Genomic DNA, 9685 nt, shown 5'->3' on the forward strand with positions numbered 1-9685 from the left:
ACAATCGCCGTCCATCCGCAATGCCGGGAGGCGGGGGCGATGACGGCGGGAGCGTTCGAGGCGGCCACCGGTGACGGGCCGGCCGCCGACGCGCCCGACGGGCGGCGGGTCGCCGAGGTGCGGGTCGCGTTCGAGGGGCTGATGCAGATCCGGCGCCTGACGAACACGGGGGCCGGCGATCCGCTGGCCGTACCGGCGGCGTGGGAGATCAACCAGGTGGTGCGGTCCGTGGCCCTGGCGCTGGAGGCCGCGGGCATCGCCCCCTCCGCCGTCGACGCGGCGGGCGCGCGGAGCGCGACGGGTTACCGCGTCGGCGCGGGCGAGCGACCCGGCACCGCCAGGGTGGAGTGGCTCGGTCCGCCGGGCGGTGGCGCCGCCCAGGAGGAGCAGGAGGCGCTGACCCGGTGCGCCGCGGAGCTCGGCCGCCTCGGCTGGACGGCCCTGCTGTACCGGGGGCCGCGCCGACGGCGCTTCCTGGAGGTGGAACCGCCGGCCGCCGTACGCCCCCGCTGACGGACGGCGTCCCCCCTGCCGGGCCGTGTCGGCCCGGCAGGGGGGACGCCGTCGCACAGGGGTCGCTCAGTCGATTCCCGGCAGGATGTGCGGCTCCGCCAGGTCCTCTTCGTACCCGGCCAGTCTGATGGGAGCCGACCGGGACCACACTTCGAGGCTGCCCAGTTCATCGGGCCTGCGGCGGCGGGGCTGACCGGCCCGTTCACCACTTTCATGAGACCGCTTGTCCTGCTTTGTCATCTCTGGCGTCACCGCGCACTCCTCTGTGTCGCGTAACCCGTCCGGACGTATCGCCTCGGCCTGTGCCGGCGGCGACCGGTCGCCCGGCGGGTCAGGAAAGTTGGGGCAGTTCGGTCGCGGTGGCGCCGGTTACTCACACTGGAGTGGCCTTGGTGAGGCTGTCCGTGCCCAACAGAGTACCCATATGAGCGCGGTTCCGCTCGATGGATTGCGTCACCTTTCGGCCTGCTGCCGTTCGTGCCCCGTTCGCCGCACGCCCGAGTCCTCCTCACCCGCACGGGCCGCCACGCGAAAAGTCCGGTGCGTGGCGCCCCGCCCGGGGGCCTACACACCGGACTTTTTTCCGCTTCTACCAGTTGGCGGGGGCGTAGTCCTTCAGGAAGACGCCGAAGAGGTCTTCGCCCTCCTCGCCGCGCACGATCGGGTCGTAGACGCGGGCAGCGCCGTCGATCAGGTCGAGCGGGGCGTGGAAACCCTCCTCGGCGAGCCGCATCTTGTCCGGGTGCGGACGCTCGTCGGTGATCCAGCCGGTGTCCACGGCGGTCATCAGGATGCCGTCGGACTCCAGCATCTCCTGGGCGCTGGTGCGCGTGAGCATGTTCAGCGCGGCCTTGGCCATGTTGGTGTGCGGGTGGCCGGCGCCCTTGTAGCCGCGGCTGAAGACGCCCTCCATCGCCGAGACGTTCACGACGTACTTGCGCTTCGCGGCGGCGGCCGCCATCGCCGGGCGCAGCCGGCTGATGAGGATGAACGGCGCCGTCGAGTTGCACAGTTGTACTTCGAGGAGCTCGACCGGGTCGACCTCGGAAACTGTCTGGATCCAGCTGTTCGTGTCGTCGAGGTCGGGTACGAGCCCGCCCGCGTCGATCGCCGTGCCCGCCTCGATCCTGGCGAGCGACGTCGAGCCCGTGACCAGCGCCAGGTCGGTGACCTGCTGGGCGGTGAGGCCCTCGGGGCGGGCCGTGGGCAGGGCGAGCTGGGCGCCGGAGCCGAAGGCGCCGATGACCTCGGCGGGCGGGAGCTCACCGGCGGGCAGCGGGGCGGACTCGGCGGCGATCAGCTCGCTGTACGCGCGCGGGGAGCGGCGTACGGTCTGCGCGGCGTTGTTGATCAGGATGTCGAGCGGGCCCTCGGCCGCGACCGAGTCGGCGAGCGCGACGACCTGCGCCGGGTCACGCAGGTCGATGCCGACGATCTTGAGGCGGTGGATCCACTCGTCGCTGTCCGGCATCGCCTTGAAGCGGCGGATCGCGTCGTTCGGGAAGCGGGTGGTGATGGTGGTGTGCGCGCCGTCGCGCAGCAGCCGCAGCGCGATGTACATGCCGATCTTGGCGCGGCCGCCGGTGAGCAGCGCGCGCCTGCCGGTCAGGTCGGTGCGGGCGTCACGGCGGGCGCGGTTCTCGGCGGCGCACTTCTGGCACAGCTGGTGGTAGAAGGCGTCGACCTCGACGTAACGCGTCTTGCAGATGTAGCAGGACCTGGGCCGCTGGAGTATGCCCGCGATCTCGGCGGTGGCCGTGGAGGACGGCAGGACGCCCTGCGTCTCGTCGTCGATGCGGTCGGCGGAGCCGGTGGCGGTGGCGTGCGTGACGGCCCGGTCGTGGGCGGTCTTGGCGGCGCGGCGCTCCTGGCGGCGGCGCTGCTTCACGGTCCGGTAGATGCCGGCGGTGGCGCGGCGTACCGCGATGGCGTCGGGGTGGTCGACGTCCAGCTTGTCGAGCTCGTCGAGCACGCTCAGGCAGACCGCCATGCGGTCCGGGTCGATGCCGGGGCCGAACGCCGGGGTGTCCTGGCCGTCCGGGATGTCGCCGTACGCCGCCGGACTGTCCTCTGTCACCGTCATCGCCGCTGCTGTCCTCGTGTGCTCGTGCCGCTTGTGCCGCTGGTGAAGTACCAAAATCCGAACTTTACGTAAGCGGGGCACTCTGAGCCAAACGATTCACCCCGGCAGGCGACGCGCAGCGACGTATCTCACACGGACCGGTTACGACACCACCTGGCCCTTGCCGAGCGCGACGACGCCGTTCCTGGAGACGGTGTAGAGCTGCTCGTCACGCTCCGGGTTGACCCCGATCGTCGCTCCGGGCGGTACGTCGACGTTCTTGTCGAGTATCGAGCCCCTGACGACCGCTCCCCGGCCGACGCGGACGTTGTCGTGCAGTACGGCCCCCTGCACCACGGCCCCCTCCTCCACCACCACGCCCGGCGAGAGCACGGAGCGGGTGACCTGGCCACGGATCACGCACCCCGCGCTGACGACCGACTCGCCCGCGATGCCGCCGGAGACGAAGCGGGCCGGGGGAAGCTGGCCGGGGTGGGTGTAGACGGGCCAGCGCCGGTTGTACAGGCTGAACTGCGGCTGGTCGGAGATGAGGTCCATGTGGGCGTCGTAGTACGTGTCGAGGGTGCCGACGTCGCGCCAGTAGCCGTGCTCGCGCGGGGTCTCCCCCGGCACGTGGTTGTCGTCGAAGTCGTAGACCTGCGCCACCCCGCGTTCGGTGAGCATGGGCAGGATCGAGCCGCCCATGTCGTGCACCGAGCTCTCGTCCTCGGCGTCCCGGTGCAGCGCGTCGACGAGCACCTTGGCGGTGAACATGTAGTTGCCCATGGAAGCGAAGACACGGCGCGGGTCGCCGGGCAGGCCCGGCGGGTCGGCGGGCTTCTCCAGGAACCGCTCGATCCTGGTCCCGTCGGCGGCGGGCGTGATGACGCCGAAGGACGACGCTTCGGTCCGCGGCACGCGGATGCCGGCGACGGTGACGCCCGCGCCGCTCTCGATGTGGCGTCGCAGCATCTGCCGGGGGTCCATGCGGTAGACGTGATCGGCCCCGAACACCGCGATGTGGTCCGGCTGTTCGTCGTGCACGAGGTTGAGCGACTGGAGGATCGCGTCGGCGCTGCCCAGGTACCAGCGCGGGCCGAGCCGCTGCTGGGCGGGGACCGGGGTGATGTAGTTCCCGAGGAGGCTGGACATCCGCCAGGTCGTGGTCACATGGCGGTCCAGCGAGTGCGACTTGTACTGCGTCAGCACGCAGTTGCGCAGGATGTCACCGTTCACCAGGTTCGACAGGACGAAGTCGACGAGCCGGTACGTGCCGCCGAAGGTCACCGCCGGTTTCGCCCGGTCGGCGGTCAGCGGCATCAGCCGTTTGCCCTCCCCGCCCGCCAGTACGATCCCGAGCACCGAAGGTCCACCGCGCATCTGCACCGCCCCCTGCTCCGTCGCTCATCCGGACTTCAGGATCTCCTCGTACACCTGGACCGTGCGGCGTGCCACGGCGTCCCAGCCGAACTCCCGTACCGCACGCTCACGGCCCGCCACGCCCATCCGCAGCCCGGTGTGCCGGTCGCCGGTCAGCCGGTTGATCCCGTCGGCAAGGCCCGCCTCGAACGTCTCGGGGTCCGACTCCTCGTACGGGACGAGCAGTCCGGTGCCGCCGTGCTCGACGACCTCGGGGATGCCGCCGACCGCCGAGGCCACGACGGGCGCGCCGCACGCCATCGCCTCCAGGTTGACGATGCCGAGCGGCTCGTACACCGACGGGCAGACGAACACCGCCGCGTGGGTGAGGAGTTGGACGACATCCGGGCGCGGCAGCATCCGCTCGATCCAGTGCACACCGTCGCGCGTGCGGCGCAGCTCGTGGACGAGCTCGCGGAACTCCCGCTCGATCTCCGGGGTGTCGGGGGCGCCGGCGCACAGGACGAGCTGCGTGGACGGGTGGAGCCGGCGGGCGGCGCGCAGCAGGTGCGGGACGCCCTTCTGCCGGGTGATGCGGCCGACGAAGAGGGCGTACGGGCGCTCCTGGTCGATGCCGACGCGCTCCAGCATCTCCGTGCCGGGATCGGGCCGGTAGAGCGAGGTGTCGATGCCGTTGTGCACGACGCGCACCCGGTCGGGGTCGAGAGCCGGGTAGCTGCTCAGGATGTCGGCGCGCATGCCGTGCGAGACGGCGACCACGGCGTCGGCCGACTCGATCGCAGTGCGCTCGGCCCAGCCCGACAGGGCGTAACCGCCGCCCAGCCGCGCGGCCTTCCAGGGGCGCAGGGGTTCCAGCGAGTGTGCGGTCATGACGTGCGGGATGCCGTACAGCAGCTTCCCGACGTGGCCCGCGAGGCTGGTGTACCAGGTGTGGGAGTGGACCAGGTCGCACCCGTCGAGCGCGGCGGCCATCGACAGGTCGACGGAGAAGGCGCGCAGGGCTTCGTTGGCATCGTTGAGTGCGCTGTCGTGGCGGTGGCCGTGGACGCCGTCGCGGGCGGCGCGGTCCGCGCCCCAGCAGTGGACTTCGACCGCGGCGAGGGACCGTAACTCCCGTACCAGGAACTCGACGTGGACGCCGGCTCCGCCGTAGACGTCCGGCGGGTATTCGCGGGTGAGCAGTCCCACCTTCACCGCGGTCCCCCCGTCGTCGCCTTCCCTTGATGGTCACTCAGATACGGGCTGTGCGGAAGACCGCTGCGGAGAGTGGTCGAATACGCAGTCGCCGCACAGGCCACCGGACGGGCAACGGTAGTAGAGACAGCAGCTTCGGCGGCGGAAGGACGCACCGTCCCGGTCCGCCGACAGCGTGCCGGTGGAGCGCAGGTCCGGATGGCGGAAGAGCTCGGCGGCCAGCTTCAGGGCCCGCTCCCCCACCTCGGGCCGCCCGTTCCTCCGTGCCCAGGCGTGCAGCTCGCGGGCGGCGCCGGCCAGCGCGGAACCCGCGTTGCCCCAGAGCAGCGGGCGCGAGATCCGGCCGTCCCCGCGGAGCGCGTCCGCGAGGGGTACGAGATGCCCGTACTGCACCACCTCGCGGACGCGCTCGGCGGTGGCGGGCAGCGGGCGCGGTGGCGCGGACAGCCACAGGTCGTGCGGGGAGCTCTGGTCGGCGTCCCACCGCAGGCCGTCCGGCGGGAGGTCGGGGAACTCGCCGTACAGCGCGGCCGGGCCCAGTGCGATCGACCAGAGCCGGGCGGCGAGCCCCAGATGCGCGATGGAGGCGGCGACTCTGCGCTCGGGGGTGCCCAGCCGTGCGGCGACCTTGTCGACGCGGAACGTCAGGGGTGCGGTGTCACCCGCGTAGATCCGCGCGAGGGGTACGTGGGACCCCGCGTCGGGTGTCCCGGTGCGCAGCGCGAAGAACCCGCCCACCGCTGCCACTTCCGCCAGGTCCATGTCCCGCCCTTCCGTCGCGGGCAAGTCTCACACGCCGCCGCGGTGCGGAAGTGGCCCGGTGTCCTCCACCTCTGGGAGGGGGAACGTCACCGGGAGGAGGACCTTGGAGGTAGCCCGTACTACGTCGGCAGTATGACCGAATGCCTGCTCAGGGACGACGACGGGAACGCGTTGAGCAGACATCGTTTGATCACATGAGTGCTCTCGCGCTGTCCGTGCTGCTGGCGTTGGTCTCCGCTGTCGCCTATGCGGCCGGGGCCATCGTGCAGGAGCGCGTCGCGTCCACGACCCCCCGCCCGTGCGCCCCGTCGCGCCACGGCGCGTGGTGGGCCGCCGTGGCGCTCAACGGGCTCGGTGCGCTGCTGCATGTCGGGGCGCTGGCGTACGGGCCGCTGAGTCTGGTCCAGCCGCTGGGCGCGCTGACCATCGTCTTCGCGCTGCCGATGGCGGCCGTGTTCGTACGGCGCGGGGCCGGCGCCGCTGCCTGGCGCGGCGCGGTCATGGCGTCGGCCGGTCTCGCGGGCCTGCTGTCGCTCACCGGCACGGCCGACGCGCGGTCACTGGGCGGCGGCGAGCGGACGGCGCTGGCGCTGGTGACGTCCTGCGCGGTGGCGGTGCTGTTCGTCGTGGCGCGGCGGGTGCGCGGTGCCGTCGTACGCAGCATCCTGCTGGCCACGGCGGCCGGCGCCGCGTTCGGTATCGCGTCGGTGTTCACCAAGACGGTGGCGGTCGACTGGTCGGCGTCGGGCGGCTTCGGCGCTCTGACCGGACAGCTGCCGGGGCTGCTGACGATCGCGGGGCTCGCGGCGGCCGGGATGATGCTCTCTCAGGCGGCGTACCGGGGCGCGGGACTGGCCGCTCCGCTGGCCACGGTCACCGTGGCCAACCCGGTGGTGGCGGCCGCCGTGGGCATCACGCTCTTCGGCGAGCACTTCAGGTACGGCGTGACCGGCACCGCCCTGGCACTGGGCTGCGGGGTCGTGGCGGCGGGCGGGCTGATCCTGCTGACGACGGAGCGGCTCACCGCGCCCGCCGAGCGGCAGCCGCGGCCGGCCGGCGTACCGGCGCGGGTATCCGTGTCACCGGTGCTCGTACCCGCGCCCGCGGTGGTGCCCATGTCACCGGCGCCGCGGGCGCGGCTTCGTCCTTCGGGGGCGCCGTCGCGGGCTCAGACGGTGACGCCGCCCGCCCTCAGGTAGGCCAGCGGGTCGATGTCCGATCCGTAGCCGGGTCCGGTCCGCACCTCGAAGTGGAGGTGCGGGCCCGTGCTGTTGCCGGTGGAGCCCGAGCGGCCGATGCGCTGGCCGCCGCCGACCTTCTGGCCCTCGCGGACGGTGAGCGCCGAGAGGTGCGCGTACTGGCTGTACTTGCCGTCGGTGTGCTGGACGACGACCTGGTAGCCGTACGCCCCGCCCCAGCCGGCCGAGACGACCCGGCCGGGGGCGACGGACTTCACCGCGGTGCCCGTGGGCACGGGGAAGTCGACCCCGGTGTGGTAGCCCTTGGCCCAGGAGGAACCGGCCGCGCGGTAGGGCGTGCTGGGGCCGGTGTCCACGGGGGCGGTGAGACCCGCGGACTTGCTCTCTTTCTTGGGTGCTCTGGTGTCCGAGGCGCGTTCGACCTCGTTCCCCTTGCCGGTTCGCGCTCCCGCCTTCGCGCCCGGTTTGGACCGCTGCGTGCCGTCAAGAGCCAGCCGCTGTCCGGGAAGGATGAGGTCGGGATCGCTGCCGACGACCTCGCGGTTCGCGGCGTACAGGCGCTGCCAGCCGCCCTTGACGTCCTCGGCGTCCGCGATGGTGGAGAGGGTGTCACCGCCGGCGACGGTGTACGTCTTCCCCTTCGCCCGGCCGGAGTCCTTGGTGCCGGGTGGCGTGGTGGGAGCCGGGGCCTTCTTGGGCCGCGGCGCCGCAGCGGGGGCCTTCCGCTGCCCGGTGCTGATGTCCGGCGCGTCGCCGCCGCGGGTCAGGCCGGCCCGTACGGAGCACAGCGGCCAGGCCGTCGGCCCCTGCCCCTTGAGCACCTTTTCGGCCACGGAGATCTGCTGGTCCTTGCTGGCCAGGTCGGCGCGCGGGGCGTAGGCGGTGCCGCCGTACGCCTGCCAGGTCGACTGCTTGAACTGCAGCCCGCCGTAATAGCCGTTGCCCGTGTTGATCTGCCAGTTGCCGGTCGCCTCGCAGGCGGCGACCTTCTCCCAGACGTCCACCGAAGCGGCGTCGGCCGCTCCCGGCGCGACCAGGGGCAGGGCTATCCCGGCTCCGCCGGCGGTGACCGTCAGCGACGCACGGTTGATCCGGCTCGGCTGGTACCTGCGGTGTCGACCGGATGCGGCCATGGCTCGGTTCCCCCCACTCGCGCGTCGGACACGTCGCAATCGGAAAAAGTACGGCCACCGTACGGGCCGTGACAAGGGCCCGTACGGTGAACTCACCCCTGCCGGTGGCATATTGACCGGGCGGTCCCGTTGGTACGTACCCCTGCGCACGCAGACACGGACACCCCAGGAGCTCACACCTGTGGCCACACCGACCTGCGGCAGGCGTCCGACTGGCGCGAGGTGGTCGCAGTCGCCGCGTTGCGGGGCGTGCCGACGCCGGGCTTCGCGGCGACCCTCGCGTACTACGACGCACTGCGCGCCGAGCGGCTGCCCGCGGCCTCACCTGGGGGCAGCGCTACTTCTTCGCTGCTCAGACTCCCGTGGGCCCCGGCTGAGGTTCCGGGTCGGGTACGGGGTCGGGCCCCGGCGGCTTCGGGATCGGGTCGGGCGCCGGGCCGGGCGGAACGGGACCGGGACCGGGCTTGGGACTCGGGCCGGGAGCGGGACCCGGTTCCGGACCGGGGGCAGGACCCGGCGCCGGGCCCGGTCCGGGCAGTGGCCCCGGGTCCGGCAGGGGGCCGGGGTCCGGTGGCACGGGGCCGGGGGGCGGCGTCGGGGACGGCGGTACGGGGTCGGGGTACGGATGCGTCATGGCTGGCCTCCTGCCTGTACCCGTCGAATGACGGAATCGAGACACCACTTTCTCCCGCTGCCACTGCCCTCGCCCGCCGGGGTCACACACCGGGGGCCGGATAAACCGCGAAGAACCCACGCGGGCCGCGGCTACCGTACGGCCGCCGCCGCCGCGCGCAGTCCGGGCGCCGGGCTGGAGAGCACGGGCACGGCGGTGCCGGTACGTGTGCGGGCCGCCGCGTCCGCCATGGAGGCCTGGGCCAGCACCACCACATCCACCCCCGTGATGGTGTCGACGGTCCGGGCGACGAGGTCCAGGTAGCTCTCCCGGTCGCCGTCCTCGAAGTGCTTCCAGGCGCCTTCGGCCGGCACGGTGCGGATCACGGCCGTCCGCCCCGCGGCGTCCGCCTCTTCCCGTATCACATCGCGGGTCGGACCGAAGGTGTTCTCCACCGTGGCGACCACGGCTATGCGGACCATGTCGCGCTCCGGCGCGGCGGCGACGGCGGCTGCCGCCATCGGGCGGTCCACGCGCAGCACGGGAACGCCGAGCCGCGCGGTGTTCGCCTCGGCCGCCGCGCCGATGGTGGAGCACGTGCAGAGGACGGCCGTCGCCCCGCCTTCGCCGACGGCCTCGGCGAGCACCGCGGCGATCGCGGAGTCCGCTGCGCCGGGCCCGCCGGAGCGGGCCCGGCGCAGCAGTTCCTCGTCGACGACGTGGCGCATCACGAGGCCGGGGTGCTCGCGGTCGCGCAGGGCGTCGAAGACCGGGACGTGGACGGGGGATGTGTGCAGCAGAGTGAGCATGCCGCGCATGCTAGGCCCCG

At 72.7% G+C, this 9685-nt stretch carries 9 protein-coding genes and 1 pseudogene; 3 read left to right on the forward strand and 7 right to left on the reverse strand.

Annotated features, from left to right (window positions below; genetic code table 11):
• The first annotated feature begins 39 nt into the window (after positions 1–39).
• Positions 40–513 carry a hypothetical protein gene (locus G412_RS0124440; protein WP_028814390.1) on the forward strand — a complete coding sequence of 158 codons (474 nt, stop codon included), beginning with the start codon at positions 40–42 and terminating at the stop codon, positions 511–513.
• A gap of 66 nt (positions 514–579) precedes the next feature.
• Here G412_RS0124440 and G412_RS41105 read toward each other — a convergent pair whose 3' ends face one another.
• The 5 genes from G412_RS41105 to G412_RS0124465 all read right to left on the reverse strand — a co-directional run bounded on the left by G412_RS41105 (position 580) and on the right by G412_RS0124465 (position 5911).
• Positions 580–765 (reverse strand): hypothetical protein, encoded by a 186-nt coding sequence (locus G412_RS41105; RefSeq protein ID WP_037649737.1) that lies wholly within the window; start codon positions 763–765, stop codon positions 580–582.
• A 337-nt stretch (positions 766–1102) separates the two neighbouring features.
• The gene (locus tag G412_RS0124450; protein ID WP_028814391.1) at positions 1103–2596 is read right to left on the reverse strand and encodes an SDR family NAD(P)-dependent oxidoreductase; all 1494 of its coding nucleotides are present in this window, start codon (positions 2594–2596) and stop codon (positions 1103–1105) included.
• A 141-nt stretch (positions 2597–2737) separates the two neighbouring features.
• Entirely contained in the window at positions 2738–3955 is a 1218-nt protein-coding gene (gene glgC, locus G412_RS0124455) for a glucose-1-phosphate adenylyltransferase (protein WP_028814392.1), read from the reverse strand.
• Positions 3956–3979: 24 nt separating this feature from the next.
• Entirely contained in the window at positions 3980–5149 is a 1170-nt protein-coding gene (gene glgA / locus G412_RS0124460; RefSeq protein ID WP_028814393.1) for a glycogen synthase, read from the reverse strand.
• A 33-nt stretch (positions 5150–5182) separates the two neighbouring features.
• Positions 5183–5911, reverse strand: a complete 729-nt coding sequence (locus tag G412_RS0124465) for a (2Fe-2S)-binding protein (protein WP_028814394.1) — start codon at positions 5909–5911, stop codon at positions 5183–5185.
• A gap of 194 nt (positions 5912–6105) precedes the next feature.
• Between G412_RS0124465 and G412_RS35795 the strand changes: the two genes are divergently transcribed.
• Entirely contained in the window at positions 6106–7110 is a 1005-nt protein-coding gene (locus G412_RS35795) for a DMT family transporter (protein ID WP_037649740.1), read from the forward strand.
• Here G412_RS35795 and G412_RS0124475 read toward each other — a convergent pair.
• Complete coding sequence (locus tag G412_RS0124475; RefSeq protein ID WP_028814395.1) at positions 7080–8243, reverse strand: transglycosylase family protein; 1164 nt, start codon at positions 8241–8243, stop codon at positions 7080–7082. The two genes, G412_RS35795 and G412_RS0124475, sit on opposite strands and share 31 nt — an antisense overlap.
• A gap of 210 nt (positions 8244–8453) precedes the next feature.
• Between G412_RS0124475 and G412_RS39295 the strand changes: the two are divergent.
• Positions 8454–8602: pseudogene (locus tag G412_RS39295) on the forward strand (NADP-dependent phosphogluconate dehydrogenase); the annotation flags it as partial.
• A gap of 406 nt (positions 8603–9008) precedes the next feature.
• Here the strand turns inward: G412_RS39295 and G412_RS0124480 are convergent.
• Positions 9009–9665 (reverse strand): aspartate/glutamate racemase family protein, encoded by a 657-nt coding sequence (locus G412_RS0124480; protein ID WP_028814396.1) that lies wholly within the window; start codon positions 9663–9665, stop codon positions 9009–9011.
• Positions 9666–9685 lie beyond the last annotated feature (20 nt).

It is taken from the genome of Streptomyces flavidovirens DSM 40150, assembly GCF_000429085.1.
Classification (GTDB): domain Bacteria; phylum Actinomycetota; class Actinomycetes; order Streptomycetales; family Streptomycetaceae; genus Streptomyces; species Streptomyces flavidovirens.

Excerpts from the sequence above, each read along its gene's own strand:
- G412_RS0124440 (WP_028814390.1), top strand. The coding sequence starts at position 40 with ATGACGGCGGGAGCGTTCGAGGCGGCCACCGGTGACGGGCCGGCCGCC.
- G412_RS0124450 (WP_028814391.1), bottom strand. The coding sequence starts at position 2,596 with ATGACGGTGACAGAGGACAGTCCGGCGGCGTACGGCGACATCCCGGAC.
- glgC (WP_028814392.1), bottom strand. The coding sequence starts at position 3,955 with ATGCGCGGTGGACCTTCGGTGCTCGGGATCGTACTGGCGGGCGGGGAG.
- G412_RS0124465 (WP_028814394.1), bottom strand. The coding sequence starts at position 5,911 with ATGGACCTGGCGGAAGTGGCAGCGGTGGGCGGGTTCTTCGCGCTGCGC.
- G412_RS35795 (WP_037649740.1), top strand. The coding sequence starts at position 6,106 with ATGAGTGCTCTCGCGCTGTCCGTGCTGCTGGCGTTGGTCTCCGCTGTC.
- G412_RS0124475 (WP_028814395.1), bottom strand. The coding sequence starts at position 8,243 with ATGGCCGCATCCGGTCGACACCGCAGGTACCAGCCGAGCCGGATCAAC.
- G412_RS0124480 (WP_028814396.1), bottom strand. The coding sequence starts at position 9,665 with ATGCTCACTCTGCTGCACACATCCCCCGTCCACGTCCCGGTCTTCGAC.